The organism is Brachybacterium halotolerans (assembly GCF_016623465.1).
In the GTDB taxonomy this organism is placed as follows: domain Bacteria; phylum Actinomycetota; class Actinomycetes; order Actinomycetales; family Dermabacteraceae; genus Brachybacterium; species Brachybacterium halotolerans.
In genome coordinates, this window is the sequence record NZ_JAEDAJ010000004.1 from 188,002 (window position 1) to 211,943 (window position 23,942).

Annotated in this window: 22 protein-coding genes; 15 read left to right on the top strand and 7 right to left on the bottom strand. The window is 71.8% G+C overall.

Annotated features, from left to right (window positions below):
• Nucleotides 1-24: 24 nt before the first annotated feature.
• Nucleotides 25-1,551: a S10 family peptidase gene (locus I8D64_RS09450; RefSeq protein WP_200502250.1), complete on the top strand. Its 1,527-nt coding sequence runs from the start codon at nucleotides 25-27 to the stop codon at nucleotides 1,549-1,551.
• 42 nt (nucleotides 1,552-1,593) lie between these two features.
• On the opposite strand, the gene I8D64_RS09455 is transcribed toward I8D64_RS09450, so the two are convergent.
• The 4 genes from I8D64_RS09455 to I8D64_RS09470 form a co-directional block, all read right to left on the bottom strand.
• On the bottom strand, nucleotides 1,594-2,625 hold the full coding sequence (locus I8D64_RS09455) for a proline racemase family protein (RefSeq protein WP_200502251.1): 1,032 nt from the start codon (nucleotides 2,623-2,625) through the stop codon (nucleotides 1,594-1,596).
• Entirely contained in the window at nucleotides 2,615-3,763 is a 1,149-nt protein-coding gene (locus tag I8D64_RS09460) for an alcohol dehydrogenase family protein (RefSeq protein ID WP_246482911.1), read from the bottom strand. The genes I8D64_RS09455 and I8D64_RS09460 overlap by 11 nt, the downstream gene beginning before the upstream one ends.
• A gap of 117 nt (nucleotides 3,764-3,880) precedes the next feature.
• Nucleotides 3,881-4,126, bottom strand: coding sequence for a CstA-like transporter-associated (seleno)protein (locus I8D64_RS09465; RefSeq protein WP_200502252.1), 246 nt, complete (start codon nucleotides 4,124-4,126; stop codon nucleotides 3,881-3,883).
• Entirely contained in the window at nucleotides 4,126-6,405 is a 2,280-nt protein-coding gene (locus I8D64_RS09470) for a carbon starvation CstA family protein (RefSeq protein WP_200502253.1), read from the bottom strand. Before I8D64_RS09470 ends, I8D64_RS09465 begins: the two co-directional genes overlap by 1 nt.
• Before the next feature lie 343 nt (nucleotides 6,406-6,748).
• Here I8D64_RS09470 and I8D64_RS09475 point away from each other — a divergent pair, with 343 nt between their 5' ends.
• The 4 genes from I8D64_RS09475 (at nucleotide 6,749) to I8D64_RS09490 (ending at nucleotide 10,920) form a co-directional block, all read left to right on the top strand.
• Entirely contained in the window at nucleotides 6,749-8,446 is a 1,698-nt protein-coding gene (locus I8D64_RS09475) for a sodium:solute symporter family protein (protein ID WP_200502254.1), read from the top strand.
• 22 nt (nucleotides 8,447-8,468) lie between these two features.
• A complete protein-coding gene (locus I8D64_RS09480) occupies nucleotides 8,469-8,804 on the top strand; it encodes a hypothetical protein (RefSeq protein WP_200502255.1) in 336 nt (111 codons plus the stop codon).
• Between the two features lie 180 nt (nucleotides 8,805-8,984).
• Nucleotides 8,985-10,178 (top strand): MFS transporter, encoded by a 1,194-nt coding sequence (locus tag I8D64_RS09485; RefSeq protein ID WP_200502256.1) that lies wholly within the window; start codon nucleotides 8,985-8,987, stop codon nucleotides 10,176-10,178.
• A gap of 100 nt (nucleotides 10,179-10,278) precedes the next feature.
• Nucleotides 10,279-10,920, top strand: a complete 642-nt coding sequence (locus I8D64_RS09490) for a histone deacetylase (RefSeq protein WP_200502257.1) — start codon at nucleotides 10,279-10,281, stop codon at nucleotides 10,918-10,920.
• Here I8D64_RS09490 and I8D64_RS09495 read toward each other — a convergent pair.
• Nucleotides 10,917-12,776 (bottom strand): helix-turn-helix domain-containing protein, encoded by a 1,860-nt coding sequence (locus I8D64_RS09495; RefSeq protein ID WP_200502258.1) that lies wholly within the window; start codon nucleotides 12,774-12,776, stop codon nucleotides 10,917-10,919. The two genes, I8D64_RS09490 and I8D64_RS09495, sit on opposite strands and share 4 nt — an antisense overlap.
• Nucleotides 12,777-12,915: 139 nt before the next feature.
• Here I8D64_RS09495 and I8D64_RS09500 point away from each other — a divergent pair, with 139 nt between their 5' ends.
• The 9 genes from I8D64_RS09500 (at nucleotide 12,916) to I8D64_RS09540 (ending at nucleotide 22,038) form a co-directional block, all read left to right on the top strand.
• Complete coding sequence (locus I8D64_RS09500; RefSeq protein WP_200502259.1) at nucleotides 12,916-13,740, top strand: N-acyl homoserine lactonase family protein; 825 nt, start codon at nucleotides 12,916-12,918, stop codon at nucleotides 13,738-13,740.
• A gap of 11 nt (nucleotides 13,741-13,751) precedes the next feature.
• Nucleotides 13,752-14,153 (top strand): zinc ribbon domain-containing protein, encoded by a 402-nt coding sequence (locus I8D64_RS09505; protein WP_200502260.1) that lies wholly within the window; start codon nucleotides 13,752-13,754, stop codon nucleotides 14,151-14,153.
• Nucleotides 14,150-15,256, top strand: coding sequence for an alcohol dehydrogenase catalytic domain-containing protein (locus I8D64_RS09510; RefSeq protein WP_200502261.1), 1,107 nt, complete (start codon nucleotides 14,150-14,152; stop codon nucleotides 15,254-15,256). Before I8D64_RS09505 ends, I8D64_RS09510 begins: the two co-directional genes overlap by 4 nt.
• Before the next feature lie 84 nt (nucleotides 15,257-15,340).
• A complete protein-coding gene (locus I8D64_RS09515) occupies nucleotides 15,341-16,843 on the top strand; it encodes an NAD-dependent succinate-semialdehyde dehydrogenase (RefSeq protein WP_200502262.1) in 1,503 nt (500 codons plus the stop codon).
• Between the two features lie 98 nt (nucleotides 16,844-16,941).
• Nucleotides 16,942-17,856 (top strand): NUDIX domain-containing protein, encoded by a 915-nt coding sequence (locus I8D64_RS09520; protein ID WP_200502263.1) that lies wholly within the window; start codon nucleotides 16,942-16,944, stop codon nucleotides 17,854-17,856.
• Between the two features lie 116 nt (nucleotides 17,857-17,972).
• Nucleotides 17,973-18,290: a DUF3870 domain-containing protein gene (locus tag I8D64_RS09525; protein ID WP_200502264.1), complete on the top strand. Its 318-nt coding sequence runs from the start codon at nucleotides 17,973-17,975 to the stop codon at nucleotides 18,288-18,290.
• 144 nt (nucleotides 18,291-18,434) lie between these two features.
• Nucleotides 18,435-19,601 (top strand): DUF819 family protein, encoded by a 1,167-nt coding sequence (locus tag I8D64_RS09530; RefSeq protein WP_200502265.1) that lies wholly within the window; start codon nucleotides 18,435-18,437, stop codon nucleotides 19,599-19,601.
• Nucleotides 19,602-19,627: 26 nt separating this feature from the next.
• Nucleotides 19,628-20,764: a dipeptide epimerase gene (locus I8D64_RS09535; protein WP_200502266.1), complete on the top strand. Its 1,137-nt coding sequence runs from the start codon at nucleotides 19,628-19,630 to the stop codon at nucleotides 20,762-20,764.
• Nucleotides 20,761-22,038 carry a C40 family peptidase gene (locus tag I8D64_RS09540; protein WP_343068522.1) on the top strand — a complete coding sequence of 426 codons (1,278 nt, stop codon included), beginning with the start codon at nucleotides 20,761-20,763 and terminating at the stop codon, nucleotides 22,036-22,038. The genes I8D64_RS09535 and I8D64_RS09540 overlap by 4 nt, the downstream gene beginning before the upstream one ends.
• Nucleotides 22,039-22,040: 2 nt before the next feature.
• Here the strand turns inward: I8D64_RS09540 and I8D64_RS09545 are convergent, their stop codons facing one another.
• Both I8D64_RS09545 and I8D64_RS09550 read right to left on the bottom strand, forming a co-directional pair.
• Nucleotides 22,041-22,844: a serine hydrolase gene (locus I8D64_RS09545; RefSeq protein WP_200502267.1), complete on the bottom strand. Its 804-nt coding sequence runs from the start codon at nucleotides 22,842-22,844 to the stop codon at nucleotides 22,041-22,043.
• Nucleotides 22,845-22,869: 25 nt separating this feature from the next.
• On the bottom strand, nucleotides 22,870-23,478 hold the full coding sequence (locus tag I8D64_RS09550) for a DUF998 domain-containing protein (protein WP_200502268.1): 609 nt from the start codon (nucleotides 23,476-23,478) through the stop codon (nucleotides 22,870-22,872).
• Nucleotides 23,479-23,566: 88 nt separating this feature from the next.
• Between I8D64_RS09550 and I8D64_RS09555 the strand changes: the two genes are divergently transcribed.
• Nucleotides 23,567-23,926: a MerR family transcriptional regulator gene (locus I8D64_RS09555; protein WP_200502269.1), complete on the top strand. Its 360-nt coding sequence runs from the start codon at nucleotides 23,567-23,569 to the stop codon at nucleotides 23,924-23,926.
• Nucleotides 23,927-23,942: the final 16 nt, after the last annotated feature.

A 23,942-nucleotide genomic window follows, 5' to 3' on the forward strand; every position in this document is an offset into this window, starting at 1 on the left:
CCCACGACGCAGCGGAGGATCTCCATGACCGAGTCCCACAGCCCCTCGAACACCACCGCGACCGAGGCCGCTGCCGCGGGGGCCGCGGCCGGCGCGCTCGGCCAGGGCGGGGAGACGCGCCCGAAGCCCGAGGACCACCTCGAGACCACGGCTCACCTGCTCGAGCTGCCCGACGGCTCCTCCCTCACCTATACGGCGACCGCCGGCACCCACGTGCTCACCGAGGAGCCCGAGGGCGAGGCCTATGCGCGCGGCGCCGCCTACGCGGAGCTGTTCGCCGTCAGCTACGTCGCGACCGACCGCGGCTCCCAGCGCCCCGTGGTGTTCGCCTTCAACGGCGGCCCCGGCTCCTCGACCGTGTGGCTGCACCTGGGTCTGCTGGGCCCGCGGCGGGTCGACTCCGGTGACGCCGGCGCCCTCACCCCTCCCCCGTTCGGCCTGCTCGACAACCACGAGACGATCCTGAAGGACGCGGACCTGGTGGTCGTCGATGCGATGTCGACCGGCTATTCGCGGCCCGCGCCCGGCGCGAAGCCCGACCGCCACCACGGGATCACGGCCGACCGCGACCTCGTGGCGGACTTCATCATGGACTGGCTGACCCGCAACGAGCGCTGGCTCTCCCCGGTGCACCTCGTCGGCGAGTCCTACGGCACCACCCGGGCGAGCGCCGTCGCGGGCCGCCTCGTGGACCGCTTCAACGTCGCCCCCGCGGGCATCGCGCTGCTCTCCCCGGTCCTGGACTTCTCCACGATCGTGTTCGCCGAGGACTTCCCTGCCGGCAACGACGCCCCGTACCTGCACTATCTCCCCACCTATGCGGCGATCGCGCACGCGCACGGCAAGCACCCGGGCCGTTCGCTGCTCGAGGTCGTCGACGAGGCGGAGGCCTTCGCCGAGACCGAGTACCCGCAGCTCCTCGCCCAGGGCCACCGTCTGGACCCCGAGGAGAAGCGCGAGGCCGCCGAGCAGATCGCGGCGCTCATCGGCGTCGGCCCCGACTGGGTGGAGCGAGCCGACCTGCGCGTGGAGCACATGGCGTATCTCGCGGAGGTGCTGCGGGAGGAGGGCCGGATCGTCGGCCGCATCGACGGCCGCTTCAGCGCGCCCGCCGGGAACCTCAACGCCGCGACCATGGAGACCGACCCGTCGACCGACCAGCTGGGCCCCTCGTACACCGCCGCCATCAACCAGTACCTGACCGCCGAGCTCGGCTTCACCTCCGACGTGGTCTACGAGATCTTCTCCCCCAAGGTCCACCCCTGGAGCTTTAAGGAGTTCGAGAACCGCAGCGTGGAGGTCGCCTCCGACCTCGCCCGGGTCCTGCGGAAGGTGCCGTCCACCAGGGTGTTCGTCGCCCACGGCTATCACGACGCGGCGACCCCGTTCCACGCGAGCGAGCACGTGCTCGCCCACCTGCAGATCCCCACCGACGACTACCGGGAGCGGATCCGCATCGAGTACTACGAGGCGGGCCACATGATGTACGTCCACGAGCCCAGCCGCGTGGCCCTCGGCGAGCACCTCGGGGAGTTCGTGCGCGGGGAGTGAGCCGGGAGCGACCCCAGCGGGGCGGGATGCGTCCCGCTGGGGTCACTCCGTCAGCAGCGCCTCCAGGTCCGAGGCGTCCACGAGCGGGTCGTCGAGGTCGACGGTGACGTGCGAGCGCGCGAGCAGCCGGGCCGAGCCGGTGGTCGTCGAGTCCCATGCGGGCAGTCCGCCCACCTCCGCGGGCCCGGTGAGGGTGCCGAGGAACCGGGACCCGCGCGGGGAGATCGTCTCCAGGGTGCCGCCGGGGGCGAGGTCGCCGTCCGCGGCCATCAGCGCGAGCCGGGCGGAGGTGCCGGTCCCTGTGGGGCTGCGGCAGATGACGCCGGGATGCACGTAGGTGGCCGACGGCGATTCGAGCCCTCCACTCGCCGTCACGTGGATCTCGCCCATGAAGTGCACGAACGGCAGCGGGCCGACGTCCCCGAGGGAGGGGTGCTCGTGACGCAGGCACGGCCGGGCGGCGCGTGCGAAGGCGTCGCCGAAGGCGGCGAGGGCGATCTGCTCGTCGGCCGTGACCGCGAAGCCGTGATCCTCAGCGCGGACCATCGCGTAGAAGGCGCCGCTCCACACCAGGTCGAAGTGGACGGGACCGATCCCGGGCACGTCGACGACGAGGTCGCGATCCGCGACGAAGGCGGGCTCCCCGCGCGTGGTCACCGACTCGACGCGGCCGTCGGCGCAGTCGGCGGTGACGCGGGCGAGGCCGGCGGGCGACTCCAGGACGACGGACTGCTCGCCGCCTGCCATCGCGATCGTCCCGCTCTCCAGCAGGGCGGTCGCGGTGCAGATCGTGTTGGAGCCCGAGTACATCGGGTACCCCATGGCCTCCATGATGATGTAGCCGGCCTGGGCCTGGGGATGCCCGGGCTCGACGATCAGATCGACGGACATCGCGGGGTCGCCGTAGGGCTCGGAGAGCAGCAGGCGCCGCAGGCCGTCGCCCTCGCGCTGCAGGAAGCGGGCCTTCTCGAGCGCCGTCGCACCCGGGATCGGCTCGATGCCGGCGATCACGATGCGGCTGACGTCCCCGCCGGACTGCGTGTCGATCAGCTCGATCGTGCGTTCACGGCGCATCGGGATCGCCCGCCGCCCGGTCGTGGGCGAACGGCGCCCCGACCTCGTCCCAGTGCCGGTCGGGCACGACCACGAGCTTGCCGATGTACGTCTTGCCCATGAAGGTGCGCTGGGCCTCGTGGAAGTCCGAGAGGCGGAAGGTGCGGTCCAGCAGCGGCCGGATCCTGCCCTCCTGGATGTACTGCACGAGCCGTCGGAACGCGGTGCGCGTCCCCTGCGAGGAGCCGTGCAGCTCGAGCTGCTTGAGGTACATCGTGCGCAGGTCGAGGTCGACGACGGGCCCGCCGATCGCGCCGGCCGTCGTGTACCGGCCCTCGGGTCGCAGGATCCGCAGCAGGTCGTTGAACAGGGGCCCCGCGACGAGGTCGGCGACCACGTCGATCGGCCCGTCGGCCACCCGTTCGACCTCGCCCACGAGATCGCCGGAGCCGCGCAGGATCACGTCCTCGGCGCCGATCGCGCGCAGCGCGTCCTCCTTGCCGGGGCTGGAGACCGCGTAGGGGATCGCCCCGCGCACCCGCGCGAGCTGCAGGATCGCCGAGCCCACCCCGCCGGATGCACCCGTGACCAGCACCCTCTCCCCCTCGGCGAGGCGGGCGCGCACGAGCATCTGCTCGGCGGTGAGGTAGGCGCAGCAGAAGGTCGCCAGGCCCGCGTCGGGGATGTCGGCGGTGATCTCGTAGGCGTTCTCGGCGGGCACGGCGACGTACTCGGCGTACCCGCCGTCGCGGCCGTGGCCGATGTAGTCGATGTCGGCGAGGGAGTCGTCGCCCTCGGGGCGGTGGTAGATGCTGAAGTCGACCATCACCCGCTCGCCGATCCGCGAGGCGTCGACCCCGGGGCCGACGGCGACGATGCGGCCCACGATGTCCGCGCCCTGGATCCGCGGGAACTCGAGGGTGGAGCGCCCGCGCCGCCAGGTCGAGACCTCGCTGGGGTCGGTGTCGCTGCCGTAGGCGCCCTCGCGCACCCACACGTCGGTGTTGTTCATCCCGCAGGCGTGGACGTCGATCAGCACCTCCCCGGCCGACGGGCTCGGGGTGGGGACATCATGGGAGAACTCCAGCTGGTCGAGCCCTCCGTGCCCCATCAGCCGCACGGCGGCCATGGTGGGCGGGGTGTCCTGGTTCGGGGTCATGACGACCTCCCGTCGACGGGTCCGCGCAGCGCCGCGCGGGGAGTACGACGAGCATGGCACCGCGGGAAGGCGCCGTAAAGAGAGGACCCGCGCTGCCGGACCGGTCCGCCGCTCCGCTCAGCAGCAGCCGGCGGAGGGGTTCTCGCCCTGCTCGGCGTATTTCAGCCGCCAGAACTCCTTCTCGCTCAGCGGCGCGTGCGCGCAGCCGGTGATCCGGTGGTGGTGCAGGTAGCGGTCGTAGGCGTCGGATCCCAGCACACCGCGCGCGAAGCGCCGCACCCCGCGCAGGGCGCCGACGAGACGGCCGGGCACCGGCCCGGTCCCGCCCGCCTGCCGCCCCGCCGGAGCCACTGGCGTGCTCATCAGTGCCCGACCGTCCCGGCGAGGTCCTTCTCGGGGTGCTCGCGCAGGTGGTCCCGCCAGCGGCCCTCGAGCTCCTTCTCGGCGGGCGTCGGCACCATGCCCGCGGGCGCGAAGTACGCGGACTCCACGCGCGGCGCCTCGGTGTCCAGGAGGTTCCTCCCGTTCAGCGCCTGCCAGGTGCGCCAGAGCGAGACCACGATGACGATGATCGTGCAGACCACGAAGAGGATCGAGAGGGATCCCTGCACGGCGGTGTTGAAGACGACCGCGTGCATGTCCTCGGGGGTCTTCGCAAGGCCCAGCTCGGTCTTGCCCGCGGCGAGCGCGTCGCGGTAGGCGATGTGATTCGCCCAGTACCCCACCCCGGGGTCGGAGGAGAAGATCTTCTGGAACGAGCCGGTGATGGTGACGACCGCGGTGAAGGCGAGCGGCACGAAGATGATCAGCAGCGACCAGGTGCGGCCCTTGCGGGCGAACACCACCAGACAGATCGCGAGGGCGACCGCGGCCAGCAGCTGGTTCGCGATGCCGAAGAGCGGGAACAGGGTGTTGATGCCGCCCAGGGGGTCGAGCACGCCCATCATGAGGATCGACCCCCAGCCGGCGACCATCACCGCGGTGGTGATCCAGGCGCCCACGCGCCACGAGTGGTCGCGGAAGCGGGGCTTCCAGCCGCCCAGGGCGTCGGCCAGCATGAAGCGGGCCACGCGGGTGCCGGCGTCGACGCTGGTGAGGATGAACAGCGCCTCGAACATGATGGCGAAGTGGTACCAGAACGCCATCATCGCGGGGCCGCCCACGAGCTTGTGCATGATGCCCGCGAGGCCCACGGCGAGCGTGGGCGCGCCGCCGGTGCGCGAGACGATCGACTCCTCGCCCACGTCCTTCGCGGTCTGCGCGAGCGTCGCCGGATCGAGGTTCACGCCCGTGAGCCCGAGCGAGTTCACGAACTGCGCGGCGCCCTCGATCGTGCCCCCGGTCGCGGCGGCGGAGGAGTTCATCGCGAAGTAGATGCCGCGGTCGATGGAGACGGCCGCGACCAGCGCCATGATCGCCACGAAGGACTCCATGAGCATGCCGCCGTAGCCGATCATGCGCATCTGGCGCTCCTTCTCCACGAGCTTCGGAGTGGTGCCCGAGGAGATCATCGCGTGGAACCCGGAGAGCGCGCCGCAGGCGATGGTGACGAAGAGGAACGGGAACAGGCCGCCGGTGAACACGGGCCCGTCGGTGCGGGAGGCGAACTCGGAGACCGCGGGGGTCGAGATGCTGGGGCGCACCACGATGATCGCGACGGCGAGCATGACGATCGTGCCGATCTTCATGAACGTCGAGAGGTAGTCGCGCGGGGCGAGCAGCACCCACACGGGCAGCACGGCGGCGATGAAGCCGTAGGCGATGATCAGCCCCGCGAGCACGGGGCGGTCCAGGTGGAAGAGGGCGTCGCCCCAGCCGGTCTCGGCGACCCAGCGCCCGGAGATGATCGCGAACAGCAGCAGCGCCACACCGATCACGGAGACCTCGAAGACCTTGCCGGGGCGCAGGAAGCGCAGGTAGAGGCCCATGAAGATCGCGATCGGGATGGTCAGGCCCACGCTGTAGACGCCCCAGGCGCTCTCCCCGAGGGAGTTCACGACGACCATCGCGAGGATCGCGACGATGATCAGCATGATGGTCAGGGTCGCGATGAACGCGGCCACGCCGCCCACGACGCCGAGCTCGTCGCGGGCCATCTGCCCGAGGGAGCGGCCGTGGCGGCGGGTCGAGATCACGAGCACCAGGAAGTCCTGGACGGCGCCCGCTAGCACCACGCCCACGATGATCCAGATGGTGCCGGGCAGGTAGCCCATCTGCGCGGCGAGGACGGGGCCGACGAGCGGGCCGGCGCCGGCGATCGCGGCGAAGTGGTGGCCGAAGAGGATGCGCCGGTCGGTGGGGACGTAGTCCTTGCCGTCGTACTCGGCCTCCGCCGGGGTGGCGCGGGTGTCGTCGGGCTTCACCAGGCGGTTCTGGATGAACTTCGCGTAGAAGCGGTAGGCGACGAGGTAGGTCGCGACGGCGGCGAACACGAACCAGATCGCGTTGATGGTCTCGCCGCGCGCGAGCGCGAGCATCACCCAGCCGAGCGCGCCCACGAGCGAGATGGCGACCCACAGCACGATCTTCGCGGGGGTCCAGCGCTGCTCGGCGCGCACGGTCTGCTCGGGAAGGGCTGCGGGCGGGGCGTCGGCCGTCGCAGCGGCCGCGCCCGAGGAGGGTTCAGGGGACGAGGGGGACATGGGGAAGACCTCCTGGGTCGTCGTCGACCGGCCGCCGGGGAGAACGGCCGACGACAGGCTACCGCCGTCGGCCCCGCCGCACCGTCGCCGCGCCCCCACCACGCCCCCACCGCGCCCAGTCGCGCGTGCCGACGGCGGGGCGGGAGATGCGACGGGCGATGTGGCGCGCGACTCACATACCACGCGGACCCGCTGGTCGTTTGCCGATTGCAGGATGTCGCCGCCGGAGGCTCCTCCCACGGTGGTAGCGTGACCGCCCGGCGGCCAATCCCCCGCTGCTCCTCCGAGCGCCACGAGCGCGCTCGCGACGGCGCCCCTTCCCCCTGGACTCCGAGGCCCTGTCATGGTCGACATCCGGTTGGATGCGCAGTGGATCGATTACGCGATCATCGCGCTCTACTTCGTCTTCGTGCTCGGTGTGGGCTGGTTCGCCAAACGCGGCGTCTCCAACTCCATCGAATTCTTCCTGTCCGGCCGCTCCCTGCCCGCCTGGGTGACCGGCCTCGCGTTCATCTCGGCGAACCTCGGCGCCGTCGAGATCATGGGCATGTCCGCCACGGGCGCCCAGTACGGCATGCCCACGATGCACTACTTCTGGGTGGGCGCGATCCCCGCGATGCTGTTCCTGGGCGTCGTGATGATGCCCTTCTACTACGGCTCGAAGGTGCGCAGCGTCCCCGAGTTCATGCGCATGCGCTTCGGCACCGCCGCGCACCTGGTGAACTCCATCAGCTTCGCCGCCGCGCAGCTGCTGATCGCGGGCGTGAACCTGTACCTGCTGGCCACGATCGTGAACCGCCTGCTGGGCTGGCCCCAGTGGGTGGGGCTCATCGTCGCCGCCGCCTTCGTGCTCTTCTACATCTCGGTGGGCGGGCTCTCCGCGGCCATCTACAACGAGGTGCTGCAGTTCTTCGTGATCGTCGCGGCCCTGCTGCCGCTGACGTTGATCGGCCTGCACCGCGTGGGCGGCTGGAGCGGCCTGAAGGAGAAGGTCGCCGGCGACGGCATGCTCGGCGCCGAGCAGCTCCACTCCTGGCCGGGTGAGCAGCTCTCGGGCTTCGACAGCCCGATCCTCTCGGTGGTCGGCATCGTGTTCGGCCTGGGCTTCGTGCTCTCCTTCGGCTACTGGACGACGAACTTCGTCGAGGTCCAGCGCGCGATGGCCAGCAAGTCCATCACCGCCGCTCGGATGACGCCGATCATCGGCGCCTTCCCCAAGATGTTCATCCCCTTCATCGTGATCATTCCCGGCATGATCGCCGGTGTGCTGGTCTCGGACATGACCGAGTTCAAGAAGATGGACTTCGGGGGCGATGCCGCAGGGGCGGCCGCCACGGGCGTCTCCTACAACGACGCCCTGCTGCTGCTGATGCGCGACGTGATGCCCAACGGCCTGCTGGGCGTGGCGATCGCGGGCCTGCTCGCGGCGTTCATGGCCGGCATGGCCGCGAACATCTCGGCCTTCAACACGGTGGTCAGCTACGACCTCTACCAGCAGTACGTCAAGAAGGACGCCCCGGACAAGCACTACATCTTCGTGGGCCGCATCGCCACGGCCGCGGCCTGCGTGATCGCGATCTTCACGGCGCTCATCGCCGGGCAGTTCTCGAACCTCATGGACTACCTGCAGACCCTGTTCGGGTTCTTCAACGCGCCGCTGTTCGCGACGTTCATCCTGGGCATGTTCTGGAAGCGGATGACGCCGGCCGCCGGCTGGTCGGGCCTCGCCTCGGGCACGGTCGCCGCCGTCATCCTGTGGAGCCTGTCGACCTTCGGCGAGGTGTTCGTCCTGCCGGGCCAGGGCCTCGCGTTCCTGAGCGCGGCCACCGCGTTCGTCGTGGACATCATCGTCTCGGTCGTCGTCACCCAGTTCACGCGCCCCAAGCCCGTGCACGAGCTCAAGGGCCTCGTCTACTCCGAGACCCCCAAGACCGATCTCGTGGACCCCGACGAGGAGGGCCTGCCCTTCTTCCGTCGTCCGGTCCCGATGGCCGGGATCGGCCTGGCGCTGGTCATCATCCTGAACATCGTCTTCGCGTGAGCCGGGACGGAGGAGAGAAGTCATGAACGACAACGAGAACCTCGAGGGCGGCCCCGTCGCAGTCCCCGATTCCACGGGCGCCAAGGTCGAGACCGCCGGCGCCTTCGACATCCGCAACTTCATCGGTCTGCTCGTCGCACTGTTCGGCGTCATCCTGGTGCTGGTCGGACTGTTCGACTACACCGACGTCGAGGCCGCCAAGACCGGCGGTGTCAACGCCAACCTGTGGGCCGGCATCGTCATGGTCGTCGTCGGCCTCCTCTTCGCCGTCTGGGCGAAGGTGGAGCCGATCCGCATGATCGTCAGCGAGAACGAGGAGGGGGCCGAGGAGCCGCGCGACATCGCGGGCCTCGACTGACCTCTCGGCCCGCCGCCGATCCGTCGGCCGACGGGAACGCCCCCGCCGCCCGCGCACCGCTCAGCGCTGCGCCGGCTGCGGGGGCGTTCCGCTGCGCGGAGCACGCGTGCACCCGCGCCCGCGCCCGCGCCGCCCCTACACTTGTGTACGACCGTACGCCTACGTGATCTGGAGACGCCCGTGCCCGGCGCCCCCGCTTCCCTCGCCCTGCGCCGCCTCGCGCTCTGCGCCCTGTTCTTCCTGCCCGGGATCAGCATCTCCTCCTGGGTGACGCGCACCCCCGCGATCCGCGACCTGCTCGGCGCCTCCACGGCGCAGATGGGCCTCGTCCTGTTCGGGCTGTCCGTGGGGTCGATGCTCGGGATCCTCACCTCGGGGCCGGCGGTGATGCGCCTCGGCGCCCGATGGGTCGTGCTCGTGGCCTCCGCGCTGCTGGTGCTCGCGATGCCGACGGTCGCCCTCGGCGCGGCCACCCAGCAGGCGCTCGTGGTCACCCTGGGACTCGCCCTGTTCGGCGCCGGCACCGGCGGCGGCGAGGTCGCCATGAACATCGAGGGCGCCGCGGTCGAGCGGGAGTCCGGCCGCACCTTCCTGCCCACCCTGCACGGCTGCTTCAGCCTGGGCACGGTGGTGGGGGCGCGCGCCGGGATCCTCGCGAACGCCGTGCACCTCCCCGTGGTCCCCCATCTGCTCGTGATCGGCGTGATCGGCGTGGCGCTGCTGGCCTGGTCGATCCGCCTGCTGCCCGCGGCCACGGGACAGGTCACCGCCGAGGAGCGCGCCACCCGCGGGCACCGCACCGGCCCTCCGGTCTGGAAGGACGGCCGCCTGCTGCTGATCGGCGCGATCGTGCTGGCGATGGCGCTGGCCGAGGGCACCGCGAACGACTGGCTGCCGCTCGTCATGGTCGACGGCCACGGCTTCGACGCGGCGCTCGGCAGCGCGGTCTACGCGGTCTTCGCGGCGTCGATGACGGCGGGACGCTTTGCAGGAGGCCCGATCATCGACCGCCTGGGCCGCGCACCCGTGCTCGCCGCGAGCGCCGCCTGCGCGACCGCCGGACTGGTCCTGGTCTCCCTGGTGGACAACCAGATCGTGGCCGGCGCGGCCGTGATCCTCTGGGGCCTCGGCGCCTCGCTCGGCTTCCCCGTCGCGCTCTCGGCCGCCGGGGACTCAGGGCCGCAGCCCGCTCAGCGCGTCGTCCTGGCCTCGATCGTCGGCTACATGGCCTTCCTCGTCGGTCCGCCCGTGCTGGGCTTCGTGGGCGATCACGTGGGACTGCGCGGGGCGCTGCTGCTGCCCGCCGCGGTGGTCGCGGTCGCGATCTTCCTCGCGCCCTCGACGGGGAACCGGGCCCTGCGCCGCAGCAGCTGAGCGGGAGCGGCGAGCGCGGGGCGCGGGGCGTGAGGGCCGTCTCGGAACCGGCGCGCCGCTCTGGCATCGGCCGTCGGTGCGTGCGCAGGATGGACGCACCATGGATCGCGATCTCGTCTGGTACGTCAGCTACGGCTCGAACATGAACGCCGAGCGCCTCGCCTGCTACATCCAGGGCGGCAGGCCGCCGGGCGCGCTGATCGGCTACGCCGGGGCCCGCGAGCGCACTCCCCCGCGCGAGGCAGCGGGCGTCATGCTCCCGGGCCGCCTGCACTTCGCGGGCGAGTCACGCGTGTGGAGCGGCGGCATGGGCTTCTACGACCACGACGCCGAGGGGCCGACGCCCGCCCGTGCCTTCCTGCTGACGATCCCGCAGTTCGCGGACGTCGCCGCCCAGGAGATGCACCGCCCTGTCCAGGAGGACGACCCCGTCGAGCGCCTCGTGCGCGAGGACCTGGGCATCGGCGGAGGGTCGGACGCCACCGCGGCCCCTGCCGGCACGCGCGTGGCCGTCGGCCCCGGTCGCTACGAGACCCTGGTGGTGCTCGGCGAGCGCGATGGCATCCCGATGCTCACCTTCACCGCACCGGAGGCGATCGGCGACGTGCCGGCCACCCAGCCCGTCCCCGCCTATCTCGACATGCTCGCCGAGGGCCTGCGCCAATCCCACGGCTGGGACCGCGAGCGGGCAGACGCCTACTTCGCCGCGCGCGGCGCGGACCTGGAGCGGGTCGGGGTCTAGCCACCGGCCTCCTCGCGCCCGAGCGACCACATGCGCAGGGCGAAGTGGAGGTCGAGGAACCTCGCGGGCGCCCGCCAGTCCTCCCCCAGCAGCCCCGCGATCCGCTCGAGGCGCTGGCGCACGGTGTTGGGGTGCACGTGCAGCATCTGCGCGGTGCGCGGCACGTGCCGACCGGACTCGGCGAAGGCCCAGGCGCTGCGCGTGAGCTCGGTGCCGTGCTCGCGGTCGTAGTCCTCGAGCGGGCGGATCACCAGGAGCGGCGAGGGCAGCGTGGGGTCGCGGTGGATCGCCTCGGCCATCAGCCCGACCATCCCGATCCTCTCGCCGTCGGCCGATCTGCCACGCACCCCGAGCACGGCGAGGGAGCGCAGGGCGAGCTCCGCGGAGCGGTGCGCCGCAGGGATCCGCGCCAGGTCCTCGACGGGGCTCGACCATCCCGCGTTGACGCCGCTGCCGGCGACGTCGAGCAGCGCGGAGAGCGCGTCGGCCGCGGCATCGGGCACGAGCACGCACAGGTGGTCGCCGTGCAGCGCGACCACCGCGCCGTCGTGCGCCGTGCCCGCGCGCAGGCGGTCGGCGAGGGGGCCGACGTCGACGTCGAAGACGTCGATCGCGACCATCCGCACGCCCGAACCGGGCCTCACCGCACGCACCCGGGCGTCCCCGCGCACCGTGTCGACCTCGCGCCCGCCGCGCACCAGGGCGTCGATCACGGCCCGGTCCCGGCGGCGCCTGTCGTCCTGCTGCGCCCTGCCCAGCAGGAGCAGGATCCCGAAGAACACGGCGACCCTCTGCACGCGCGGCAGAAGGCGCGGGGCGAGGGCCCGGCCGACGACGAGCGTGCCCAGGTGCTCCCGGCCACTGCTCGCGCAGGCCAGCGTGGTCCCGCCGGAGACGGCGGGCTTGCCCGTGCCGCGGGCCGCCCGCAGCGCCTCCCCGTCGAGGCCGACGGCGAGGCGCGCGCCCGGATCCGTCTCGACCATCGGCACCCCGCCCGCGTCGAGGAGCGCGAGGTCGGCCCCCAGGAGCTCGTGCACGCGGCGGGCGAGCACCTCGAGATCGCCGCCGTCCAGGAGCGCCTCGAGCAGGCCCGCGTCGAGATCGAGGATCTCGTGGAGCTCGACCATGCGCTCCTCGTCCTCGTCCTGCTGGGCGCTGAGGCTCGCGAGCGCCCCGGTGACCTCCTCGAAGCGGCGCGCGTTGTCGAGCGCGACGCTCGCATGGCGGGACAGCGTGTCCACGATGTCGACGGTCTCGGGCGGGTACTCGCGGCTCGTGCGGTCGGCGATCAGCAGAGCGCCGTGCACCTGCTCGCGCAGGGTCATGGGCACGGCGAGGATCGAGCGCACGCCCTCGCCGCGCACGATGTCGTCGATCTCCCCGATGTGGGACAGCGCCGCATCCTCGAGGTAGTCGGCGGTGGTGACGATCGCCCGGCCCGTCGCGGCCCGCCCCAGCACCCCGTAGCCGATGGGCATGCGCAGGGTGCGGTACTCCTCGGTGCGCACCCCGTCGGACTCGCGGATGAAGGTGGTGTCCGCCGTGTTCAGGGCGATGTAGGCCATGTCGGCGCCGGTGAGCAGCCGGGTGCGGCGCACGATCTCGTGGAGCACGCCCACCACGTCGCGCCGCGTGGTGACGTCCACGGCGATCGAGGAGACCGTGCGCAGCAGCTCCTCGCGCCGCGCGCCCTGGGCGAGGCGCTGCTGGAGGGCGCGCAGGGTGCGGGCGTCGGCCTCGTCGAGCGCGGACCCGTCGGCCCCGGTCCCCTCGCGCGCCGCGGCGATCGCCCCCTCGAGCCGCGCCGGGTCCTCCTCGGCCATCACCGCGCGCAGCAGAGACTCCATCGCCCCCATGGACCATCCTCCATCGATCGGCCCGATCCCTGTCACCGCACACCATAGGCGTGGTGTGTCCCGCGCCATAGCGTGGTGCACGAACGCGCCTATGCCCGGCACCGTCGCCCGGCGAGGCACCGACCGTGAGGAGTCATCGATGACTGCGACCGATTCGCCCATGAAGCTGCACGTCCTGTCCACAGGGGTCATGGAGTGCGACCACACCTGGCTGCTGCTGCAGGCGGGGAACACGATCACCGACCGTCAGCACAAGGACAAGCCCGCCGCCTGGGGCGAGGCCCCCACGCACGCCGTCCTCATCGAGACGCCCGAGGGACGGATCCTGTGGGACACGGGAGTGCCGCGCGACTGGGAGAAGCGCTGGGAGCCCACCGGGTTCCAGAACTTCTTCCCCGTCCAGGAGGACCCCGCGGGCCCCGGCTACCTCGACACCGCGCTCGCGGACCTCGAGCTCACCCCCGAGGACATCGACATCCTGGTCCTCTCCCACCTGCACTTCGACCACGCGGCGAACGCGAAGATGTTCGAGAACGGGAAGACCCGCATCCTCGCCCAGGCCGACGAGATCGAGGGTGTGAAGGGCATCGAGGGCGAGTTCGCCGGCGCCCATCTGGTCTCCGACTTCTCCGGCCTGCCGCTGGAGCCCGTCCACGGCGACGCCGAGATCGTGCCGGGCGTCAGCGTCATCTCCACCCCGGGGCACACCTGGGGCACCATGAGCCTGCGCGTGGACCTGCCGGAGGACGGCACGAAGATCTTCACCTCCGACGCCGTCTACCTCGGCGCGAGCTGGGGCCCGCCCGCGATCGGCGCCGGCATCGTCTGGGACAGCGTGGGCTGGCTCGAGTCCGTCGAGAAACTGCGGAGGATCCAGGAGCAGACCGGCGCGGAGATGATCTTCGGGCACGACGCCGAGCAGCGCAAGGGCCTCACCCTCGCGCCCGACGGCTTCTACAGCTGAGGGGGCCGACGATGATCCTCTACGACCTCAAGTGCTCCGAGGGCCACCGCTTCGAAGCGGGCCTGGCCTCGATGTTCGACGACAACCCGCGATGCCGGTGCGGGGCTGAGACCTCCCGCGTCCCGGCCTCCGTGCGCCAGCTCGGCACGGCCGACACGGGCCGCTCGCGCGAGGAGATGCCGACCACCTGGCGCGGCATCCAGCAGAGCCACCCCGACGTGGTGCGCGGCTGGCACAGGGAGATGAGCCGCCGCGAGAAGCTCGAGGAGAAGCACCCCGAGCTCGCCGGCGACCGTCGGCCGATCCTCGCCCACGAGGGCGCCTTCGAGGGCCGACCGCTCCGGGCCGGCGACCCGCTCGCCACGAAGGTCGCGCAGGCGACGTTCGGGACGACGAAGGAGGCGACCGCATGAAGATCCGCGGCGCGGTCCTCGAGGAGATGGGGCGCGAGCGCCCTTACGCCGACTCGCGGCCGATCACCATCAGCGAGCTCGAGCTCACCGAGCCCGGCTCGACCGAGATCCTCGTGCGCATGGAGGCCGCGGGCGTGTGCCACAGCGACCTCTCCGTGGTCGACGGCAACCGGCCGCGACCGGTCCCCATGCTGCTGGGGCACGAGGCCGCCGGCCGCGTCGAGGCCGTGGGCGCCGAGGTGGAGGACATCCGCGTGGGCGACCGCGTGGTGATGAGCTTCCTCCCCCGCTGCGGGGAGTGCCGCGAATGCCGCACGGACGGCCGCCTCCCCTGCTCGGTCGGGTCCAGGACCAACAACGACGGCGTGCTGCTGCACGGCTCGACCCACCTCACCCGCGACGGCGAGCACGTGCACCACCACCTGGGGGTGAGCGGCTTCGCGACCCGCGCCGTCGTGGACCAGGCGAGCGCCGTCGTCGTCCCCGACGAGGTCCCGCCTGAGGTCGCCGCCGTGCTGGGCTGCGCCGTGCTCACGGGCGGCGGGGCCGTCCTGAACGCCGCGCAGCCGGGACCCGAGGACTCGATCATGATCGTGGGCCTGGGCGGGGTGGGCATGGCGGCCCTGATCACCGCCCTCGCGCAGGACGTGAAGGAGGTGATCGCCGTGGACACCCTGCCCGCGAAGCTCGAGCGGGCGAAGGAGCTCGGCGCCCACCGCACGTTCACCCCGCAGGAGGTCTCCGAGCAGAAGATCACCGCCGACCGCGTGGTCGAGGCCGCCGGCCATCCGAAGGCCTTCGAGACCGCGGTGGGCGCGATCGGCTTCGGCGGCACCATGGTCACCGTGGGCCTGCCCGCGCCGACCGCCCAGGTCACGATCGCCCCGCTGCCGCTCACCGCGCAGGCCCAGTCGATCATCGGCTCCTACCTGGGGTCGGCCGTGCCCCGGCGCGACGTGCCCGAGTACGCCCGGCTCTACCTCGAGGGGAAGCTGCCGGTCGAGGAGCTGATCAGCCGCACCATCCCCCTCGAGGGGATCAACGAGGCCATGGACCAGCTGGCCGACGGCGAGGCCGTCCGCCAGGTCATCCTGTTCGACTGATCCCTCGCGGCCGGTTCCCCCGTCCCGCCCCGGAAGGCGCAGGATGGAGGGACCGGCCGAGACCCCGACCCGAAGGAGCGCACCATGACCACGAAGCCCCGCCTCTCCCCCGCGCAGGTCGCCGACCTGCTCGAGCGCACCCCCCGCAGCTCCTTCATCGGCGGTCGATTCCTGGGCGGCACCCCCGATCTCGACGTCCAGGACCCGGCGACCGGGGGCACCCTCACCCAGGTCGTCGACGCCGACGCCGCGAGCATCGGCGAGAAGGCCCTCGACGCCGCCGTCGCCGCCCAGGCCGACTGGGCCGCGACCCTCCCCCGCGAGCGCTCGGAGATCCTGCGCCGCGCCTACGAGCTCTGCCATGAGCGGGCCGACGACCTCGCGGCGCTGATGACCCTCGAGATGGGCAAGCCCCTGGACGAGGCGTACGGCGAGGTCACCTACGGCGCCGAGTTCCTGCGCTGGTTCAGCGAGGAGGCCGTGCGCCTGCCCGGACGCTTCCGGCAGGCGCCCGCCGCCGAGCAGGCGATCCTCACCACCTCGCGGCCCGTCGGCCCCGTCCTCGCGATCACCCCGTGGAACTTCCCGCTGTCGATGGGCACCCGCAAGATCGCGCCGGCCCTCGCCGCCGGCTGCACCGTCGTGCTCAAGCCCGCCGAGCTCACCCCGCTCACCTCGCTGGCCTTCTGCCAGATCCTCGCCGACGCGGGCCTGCCGGCGGGCGTCGTGAACGCCGTGGTCACCTCCGATGCGGGGACCCTCTCGAGCACCCTCATGGCCGACGCCCGCCTGCGCAAGGTTTCCTTCACCGGCTCCACACCGGTGGGCCGCACCCTGCTCGCGCAGGCCTCCGAGCACGTGCTGCGCACCTCGATGGAGCTCGGCGGCAATGCCCCGTTCCTGGTGCTCCCCTCGGCCGATATGGACACGGCGATCGACGCCGCGATGCCCGCGAAGTTCCGCAACAACGGCGAGGCGTGCACGGCCGCGAACCGCTTCTACGTGCACTCGTCCGTCGCCGAGGAGTTCACGCGGCACCTCGTGGAGAAGACCGAGGAGCTGCAGGTGGGCGCTGGGATCGACGAGGGCACCACGATGGGCCCGATGATCGAGCCCAAGGCCCTGGACAAGATCGAGGAGCTCGTGGCCGATGCCGTCGAGCGCGGCGCGAAGGTCCTCACGGGCGGGCGTCGGCCGCGCGCCGATGAGCTGCCCGAGGGCTGCGCGGAGGGCTTCTTCTACCTGCCCACCGTGCTCGGCGACGTCCCGGCCGATGCCCGCGTGAACCGTGAGGAGATCTTCGGCCCGGTCGCGCCCGTGATCGTCATGGACGACGTCGAGGACATGGTGCGCGCCGCGAACGACACGGAGTTCGGTCTCATGAGCTACGCCGTCGGCGCGGACCTCGCCGAGGTCACCGACGTCGCGGGCCGCATCGAGTCGGGTATGGTCGCGGTGAACCTGGGCGTCGCCTCCGACGCCGCCGCCCCCTTCGGTGGCGTCAAGGAGTCGGGCCTGGGCCGCGAGGGCTCTCACGAGGGCATCGCGGAGTACCTCGAGACCACGTACGTGCGGCTGCCGCTGTGAGCTCGGCGGGTGCGATGGGCCGACCGAGCATCCTGCGCCCGTGCGTCCCGTCTGACGTCCCGCGCCTGGCGGGGATGCGTCGAGCTCGCGAACTCTGGATGGAGCAGCAGGGCATCTCGCAGTGGAGGATCGGCTCGCTCGACACCGCACAGATCTCGGTCGAGGTGGCACGCGGCGAGTGGCACGTCCTGGATCCGGATGGAACCCCTGATCGCCCCGGCGAGTTCGAGGCTGCCGTACGGCTCGTCGATGATGATCCCTACTTCTGGAGCCAGCACGAGCGCGCGGAGGAATCGGCCCTCTACGTGCACGGACTCATGACTGATCCTTCGGCGGGCGGTCGGGGGCTCGGCGCTCAGCTGCTCGATCTCGCGTGGGCAGAGGCCGGGCGTCGGCGAGCCCGATGGCTCCGCCTGGACTGCGCGCCGCACCTGCTGGACTACTACCGGCCGAAGGGATTCACTCCAGTGGGCCGGAAGGAGACCGATGAGTTCGTGACGATGCTTCTGGAGAAGCCTGCGCCTGGAGATCCGGCCCCGCCGGTGCTCGCCGTCGACGATAAGGGACAGCGGCTGCTCTCCTTCGCCCATTCCGACGAGCCTCGCACCGACCACGTGGGAGACCTCGCGTGCCCGCTCGCGCTGGTCGTCGTCCGGGCGGGTGATCGCGTCCTGTTCGGAAAGAACCGGTGGCGGAAGTCGTGGGAGCTGCCCGGCGGGATCTGCAACGAGGGCGAGACACCTCGCGAGGCGGCCGCGCGAGAGCTCGAGGAGGAGACCGGGCTGATGGCGGATCCGCGCGACCTCGGGTGGGAGGGTCTCGCGCAGTTCGCGCTCAAGGGCCCCGCTCGCCGCGAGCTCGCGGCCGCGTTCAGCCTGAGGCTCCCGGCCAAGCCGACGGTCGGTCCGTCGGACGAGTTGACCGATGTCGGATGGTTCGGCCTGGACCGCGTCCCCGCGGACGTCGCCCCGCTCGACCTGGAGATCGCTCGGATCGCATCGACATGTCCCTGAGCACGCGACTCCCCGTGAACTCGATCGGTCGCCGCGTGACCTCCGAGGACGTCGCCAGCCTGCTTGACGAGCGCCGCTGAGCGTTCGCCCGAAGGCGGCCCCGCTACCCTCTGACCATGACGACGATCTTCCTGACCGGTGAGGCGAAGTCGCCGAGCAACAATCCGATCACGACGCAGTGGGGACTTTTCTTCATCGGCCTCGTCGTCGATACTGAGACGCACGTCATCCGAGAGGCGGACTGCACCGCCACCCTCACCCTCACGGTCGAGTTCGTGAGAGAACTGCTGGTGGGACGCTCGATCCTCGACGAGGACGCCCTGGTGGAGTCCATCTCCGAGAGGTACCACGGGTCTTCGCAGAAGGCGATCGCCGCCTCCGTGCGCAACGCCGCAGCGAAGTACCGCGACCTCGCGGCGGGCACCGCCGGATAACTCCATACCGTCTCCGTCCGCCCGGGACCTCACCGAACCGGACCCTGTCGGAAGCACCTCGCTCGCACCTGTCACCAGGCGCGGCGCGATGGTGCTTCCGACTTTTTTGTTTCCCGACCCCACACCTTCCCCGAGGAGCACCCCATGATCACCGACGGCCTGCTGATGCTCGGCGTCCTCTTGGGACTGTCGTGCGTGCTGATCGTCCTGGAGAAGACCACCGGCTGGAAGCTGTTCAAGTACGTGCCCGGCATGGTGCTGATGTACCTGCTGTGCGCGCTGCTGAACACGCTCGGCGTCTTCGGCCAGGACGACGCGACCCGCGCCACCATCGCCCAGGTCAAGGACGTCCTGCTGCCGGCGATGATCTTCCTGTTCCTGTTCGGCTGCGACCTGCGCAAGATCATCCGCCTGGGCCCGAAGCTGCTGCTGACGATGTTCGTCGCCTCGGCCTCGCTGTGCTTCGGCATGGTGCTGGTGTACGTGGTCTTCCAGGCCGCGGTGCACCCCGAGGCGTGGAAGGTGTTCGGCGCGCTCCTGGCAAGCTGGACCGGCGGCAGCGCGAACATGGTGGCCGTCCAGGACATCCTCAAGGCGCCCGAGAACATCTTCGGCTACGCCCTGATCACCGACACGCTCATGTACTCGCTGTGGCTGATGCTGATGTTCGCCTCGGTCGCGGTCTCGCCCCGCTTCAACCGCTGGACCAAGGCCGACACCTCCTACCTCGACGCCCATGAGGGCGCCTTCGAGGAGGAGGAGGAGGAGGAGGAGAAGAAGCCGGTGACGGTGTCCTCGCTCGCGATCGTCGTGTTCGGCTCGATCCTCGTCTCGACCCTCTCGATCTGGATCGGCGGCCTGCTGCCCGAGTGGGGCGCGGTCGTCAACGGCACCACCTGGTCGATCCTCATCGTGTCCCTGCTGGGGCTCGCCGTCGCGCTGACCCCGCTGGGGTCGACGGCCGGTGCGAGCGAGGTCGCCTCGCTGATGCTGTTCGTGGTGATCGGCCAGATCGCCTCGGGCTCGGACTTCTCCGCCATCACGCAGGCGCCGATCTACATCGTGATGGGCATCCTCGTGGTCGCGATCCACGCCGCGATCATGGTGCTCTACGCGAAGGTCGCGAAGGTCGAGCTGTTCTCCCTGGCCGTCGCCTCGACCGCGAACATCGGCGGCATCGCCTCCGCGCCCGTGGTCGCGAGCGCCTTCAACCGTCAGCTGGTCCCCGTGGGCGTGCTGTTCGCCCTGATCGGCTCGTTCATGGGCACGTTCGTGGGCCTGATCGGCGCCCAGGTCATGCACGCGCTGTGACCGTCACCGCGAGAGGAGGGGGATCGATGACCTCGCAGAGCCTGCTGGATCCGAACGTGCACGTCGTCGCGGTGCGCCACCACCGCCACGTCGCGCCGCTCAAGCGGCCCTTCGTGACCGCGGCGCGGCGCACCGAGGCCGTGCACTACGTGGTCGCGGAGGTCGAGCTGGCCGACGGCACCGTGGGCCAGGGGTCCTCGGCCGAGACCGTCGCCGTCACGGGCGAATCGGCCGAGTCGATCGCCGCCTGCCTGGCGGGTCCGCTGCGCGGCGCGCTCGAGGGCGCCCGGGGACCGCTGGGCGACCTCGGGCGGCGGATCGGCGAGGCGGTCCCGGGGAGCACGAGCGCGAAGGCCGCCCTGGACGTGGCCCTGCACGACGCCGCCGCGCGCGCCGCGCGGGTGCCGCTGGTCGAGCTGCTGGGAGGCACCCGCTGCGGGACGCTGACCAACGACATGACGATCTCCCTCGAGGACCCCGAGGTGATGGCCGGCCATGCGCGCGAGGCGGTCGCGGCGGGCGAGCAGATCCTGAAGATCAAGCTGGGACGGGACATCGACGAGGACCGCCGGCGGCTCGCCGCGGTGCTCGAGGCCGCCCCCGGGGTGAGCCTGCGCCTGGACGCGAACCAGGGCTGGGAGGCCCGCGAGGCCATCAGCATCATCAACGGCTTCGAGCGGGACGGTCTGCCGATCGAGCTGGTCGAGCAGCCCGTGCCGGCGGCGGACCTCGATGGCCTCGCCCGGGTGCGCGCCGAGGTGGCGACCCCGGTGATGGCCGACGAGGCCGTGTGGAACGCACAGGACGCCCGCCGCATCGTCGAGGCGGGCGCTGCCGACCTGCTGAACATCAAGCTCGCCAAGACGGGAGGCCTGCGCGAGGCGCTCGCCGTGGCCGACGTGGCCCTCGAGGCGGGCATCGCCTGCATGGTGGGCTCGATGATGGAGCCGCGGATCTCGATCACCGCCGCGGCCCACCTGGCCTTCGCGCATCCGGCGATCGCCCTCATCGACCTCGATCCTCCGGCCTGGTTCACCTCCGGGGCGCCGTCGGGCGGCTACCGCCAGCGCGGCGCAGAGCTCGAGCTGATCGGCGGACCCGGGCTCGGCCTTGCGATGCTCGACCCGATGCAGGACGCTGATGACGCAGGAGGTGGTAGGTGACGTCGACCGCGCAGCGACCGCACGCCGCGTCGCGCGCCCCGCAGGTCCCCGGCATGCCCGATCCCGTCCCCTCGAAGGAGGACACCATGTCCGTCCATCGCAGCACCTCACCGCATGATCCCGTCGACGGTCAGGACGCACCGCAGTCCCCGCAGGTCACCCGGCGCGCCGGGCTGAGGCTCGCCGCCACCGGGGCCGCCGGCCTCGCGGGCCTCGCCGGCGCCGCCTCCGCCTCCGCCGCTCCCGCGCATCGAGGCGGGCACGGCGGCCACGGCGGCCACGGGCACGGCCATGGCAGCAGCGGCAGCGGCAGCGGGGGCAGGGCGCCGAAGGCCGGCGAGACCGCGCACGTGAAGGTCACCGCGACCACGCTCTGGGTGGATCCGCGCACGAACCGCGACGGCATCGACGACGGCGCCGTCTCCACGCCCGTGGACCTCGACGCCTGGAACGCGAAGATGCCCGACGAGGAGACCCGCAAGTGGCTCACCGGGAAGCTCGAGTCGCAGGCCGTGCTGGGCAGCGAGGTCATCGTCGACGAGATCGACGGCGAGTGGGCGCACATCGTCGTCACCGCCCAGGGCACCCCGCGCGACGACCGCGGCTACCCGGGCTGGGTCCCGGTCGACCATCTCACCGTCGACGAGCGCTTCGCGCGCCTGGCGCGCTGCGCCTCGACCGCGACCGTCACGGCGCTCACGAGCACCCTCACCTCGCCGAGCCGCGGCGAGGGCGCGCGCCTGCCGGTCTCCTTCGACACGATCCTCCCGGTCACCGGCCAGAACGAGGACAGCATCGAGGTCGCCGTCCCCGACGCGGGCACCATGCAGCTGAGCATCGAGGACGCCGCGGTCCGCGCGCACGGCGAGAAGCCGCCGCGTCCGACGGTCGAGGACATCATCGCGACCGGCGAGCGCTTCCTGGGCCTGCGCTACCTCTGGGCCGGCGTGAGCGCGTACGGCTACGACTGCTCCGGGTACACGTACACCCTGTTCCACCACCACGGCATCACCCTCGAGCGCGACGCCGGCGACCAGATGCACGAGTCGGGCCTGAAGAGCGTCGAGCGCGAGGACCTCCAACGCGGCGACCTCGTCTTCTTCGCGACCGAGCCGGGCGCCGAGTCGATCCGCCACGTCGCCCTCTACGTGGGCGACGACAAGATCATGCAGGCGCCGAACGCGGCCCGCAGCGTCGAGGTCGTCTCGCTGACCGAATACGACACCGACGGCGAGTACGCCGGGGCGCGGCGCGTGGAGCTCGCGAAGGGCTGAGCTCAGCGCAGCAGATCCGCGGGCAGCAGCTCCCGGGTGAGCGCGAGGATCCGCTCGTCGGCCTCCGCCTCGTCCCATCCGCAGGTCATCACGGCGAGGACGAGGGGGCGGTCATCGTCGGCCCCGCCGTCGCCCACCGCGGCGACGTCGTGGCGGAACCCGTCGACCCAGCCGGACTTCGACAGGACGGGCACGCCGGGCCGCACCGCGCGGCCGATGATCCGGATCCGCTGCGCGGCGAGCGCCTCGCGCGCGAGATCCCGAGAGCCTGGTTCCAGGGCACCACCGCCCCGCACGATCGTGTCCAGGGTGCGCGTGAGGTCCCGCGCACTGGTCTCGTTCGTGCGCCCCGAGGCGAGCGCGGCGTCGTCGCCGATCATCCGCTCGACGCGCGTCGCGGGCAGCTCCAGGTCCGCGATCACGGAGGCCACGGCCTCGAGGCCGACGAGGGAGAGCACGTGGTCCGTCGCCTCGTTGCTCGAGCGGTCGATCATGCGCACCAGCAGATCCCGCACGGAGATCTGCTGCCCGTCGTCCGGATGCGTCGGATCCAGGTGGTCCCCCGCCAGGGTGAAGGGCGTCCCGCCCTCCCCCGTGAAGGTGCGGGTCGCGGGAACCGCGGCGTCCGGATCGAGCTCCCCGCGATCCGCGGCGCGCAGCGCGGCGAGGAGCACGTGCAGCTTGATGGTGCTCGCCGCGTAGAAGGGTCGGTCGGCCTCGCTGCTCGAGAGCTCGCGACCCTGCACGTCCAGGAGGCACCAGGCGATCGCGGTGTCGGAGGGGGCGGAAGCGGTGGGCAGCGTCATGCTCTCGACCCTACGGGGGCTGCGGTCACGCGGCGGCCAGGCCCACGCCCACGATCAGCGGCGCCAGGGTGACGGCGAGGATGAACACGCGCTCGCTGACGCCGAAGGTGCGCTCGCGCAGCGCCGGCACCAGCAGGGAGACGACGAGGCACACCAGGGCGATCGCCGCGATCACGTGGAGCACGGGCAGGATCCCGGGCGCGGGCGCCCCCGTGGCCTCGGCAAGCAGCCGCGTGAGCGGCCCGATCGTCGAATAGGCGATCGCGAACCAGGCGACGGCGAGCACCAGGTGCAGCCGGCCGCGGGAGGTGACGGGCTCCCCGGGCGCGTCGGTGGGCACGCGGGGCATGAGGGCGAGCACGAGGGCGAGCACGAGCAGCCACACGCCGAGGCCCGCGTGCTCGGAGACGGACGGGTACGTCAGCACGACGATGCCGAGGACCGCCCAGGCGAGGGCCGCGAGCCACGAGGCGACCGCGGCGAGGCGCCGGGTCCCGGGCGCGGAGGACGCGGCATAGTCGCTCACCGCGTGCCGCACGGGGTGGATGCCGCCGGGGCGCACGTGCAGGGAGACCAGCGCGAGCAGTCGGAGGATGAACAGCACGGACGCGACGAGCGCGAGCACCTGGGCCACGGGGATCTCCTGGACGGACGGACGAGCGGGGCGGACGTCTGGGACGCTAGACCTTCCAGTTGCTGGAGGGTCAAGGAGGAGGATCCCGATGCGCATCGGCGAGTTCGCCCGCAGGACCGGGCTCACGCCCTCGACGGTCCGCTTCTACGAGGAGCGGGACATGTTCAACCCCGGTCAGATCACCCGCGGCCCCAACGGCTATCGCGACTTCGGGGAGGACGCCGTGCAGCGCGTGCGGCTGGTCCTCGCGGGGCGCGACGCGGGCTTCTCCCTGCAGGACATGCGCACGCGCATGGCGCACTGGGTGGAGATGGACGACACGGAGCGCCGCGACCTGCTCACCGAGCAGCTCGACGTCATCGAGCGCCGACGCGAGGAGCTCGAGCGCAGCCGCGCCACGATCCTCGACGCGCTCGCGGTGCTCGAGGAGCGCAGGCGGCCCACGTAGACCTTCCGCGGCCCGC

Bases quoted from the DNA above. Each gene is read 5' to 3' on its own strand.
- I8D64_RS09490 (WP_200502257.1), top strand. From the start codon at position 10,279: ATGGATCGCGATCTCGTCTGGTACGTCAGCTACGGCTCGAACATGAAC.
- I8D64_RS09475 (WP_200502254.1), top strand. From the start codon at position 6,749: ATGGTCGACATCCGGTTGGATGCGCAGTGGATCGATTACGCGATCATC.
- I8D64_RS09465 (WP_200502252.1), bottom strand. From the start codon at position 4,126: ATGAGCACGCCAGTGGCTCCGGCGGGGCGGCAGGCGGGCGGGACCGGG.
- I8D64_RS09555 (WP_200502269.1), top strand. From the start codon at position 23,567: ATGCGCATCGGCGAGTTCGCCCGCAGGACCGGGCTCACGCCCTCGACG.
- I8D64_RS09480 (WP_200502255.1), top strand. From the start codon at position 8,469: ATGAACGACAACGAGAACCTCGAGGGCGGCCCCGTCGCAGTCCCCGAT.
- I8D64_RS09450 (WP_200502250.1), top strand. From the start codon at position 25: ATGACCGAGTCCCACAGCCCCTCGAACACCACCGCGACCGAGGCCGCT.
- I8D64_RS09515 (WP_200502262.1), top strand. From the start codon at position 15,341: ATGACCACGAAGCCCCGCCTCTCCCCCGCGCAGGTCGCCGACCTGCTC.
- I8D64_RS09545 (WP_200502267.1), bottom strand. From the start codon at position 22,844: ATGACGCTGCCCACCGCTTCCGCCCCCTCCGACACCGCGATCGCCTGG.
- I8D64_RS09510 (WP_200502261.1), top strand. From the start codon at position 14,150: ATGAAGATCCGCGGCGCGGTCCTCGAGGAGATGGGGCGCGAGCGCCCT.
- I8D64_RS09495 (WP_200502258.1), bottom strand. From the start codon at position 12,776: ATGGGGGCGATGGAGTCTCTGCTGCGCGCGGTGATGGCCGAGGAGGAC.
- I8D64_RS09505 (WP_200502260.1), top strand. From the start codon at position 13,752: ATGATCCTCTACGACCTCAAGTGCTCCGAGGGCCACCGCTTCGAAGCG.
- I8D64_RS09530 (WP_200502265.1), top strand. From the start codon at position 18,435: ATGATCACCGACGGCCTGCTGATGCTCGGCGTCCTCTTGGGACTGTCG.
- I8D64_RS09535 (WP_200502266.1), top strand. From the start codon at position 19,628: ATGACCTCGCAGAGCCTGCTGGATCCGAACGTGCACGTCGTCGCGGTG.
- I8D64_RS09470 (WP_200502253.1), bottom strand. From the start codon at position 6,405: ATGTCCCCCTCGTCCCCTGAACCCTCCTCGGGCGCGGCCGCTGCGACG.
- I8D64_RS09525 (WP_200502264.1), top strand. From the start codon at position 17,973: ATGACGACGATCTTCCTGACCGGTGAGGCGAAGTCGCCGAGCAACAAT.
- I8D64_RS09455 (WP_200502251.1), bottom strand. From the start codon at position 2,625: ATGCGCCGTGAACGCACGATCGAGCTGATCGACACGCAGTCCGGCGGG.
- I8D64_RS09460 (WP_246482911.1), bottom strand. From the start codon at position 3,763: ATGACCCCGAACCAGGACACCCCGCCCACCATGGCCGCCGTGCGGCTG.
- I8D64_RS09500 (WP_200502259.1), top strand. From the start codon at position 12,916: ATGACTGCGACCGATTCGCCCATGAAGCTGCACGTCCTGTCCACAGGG.
- I8D64_RS09520 (WP_200502263.1), top strand. From the start codon at position 16,942: ATGGAGCAGCAGGGCATCTCGCAGTGGAGGATCGGCTCGCTCGACACC.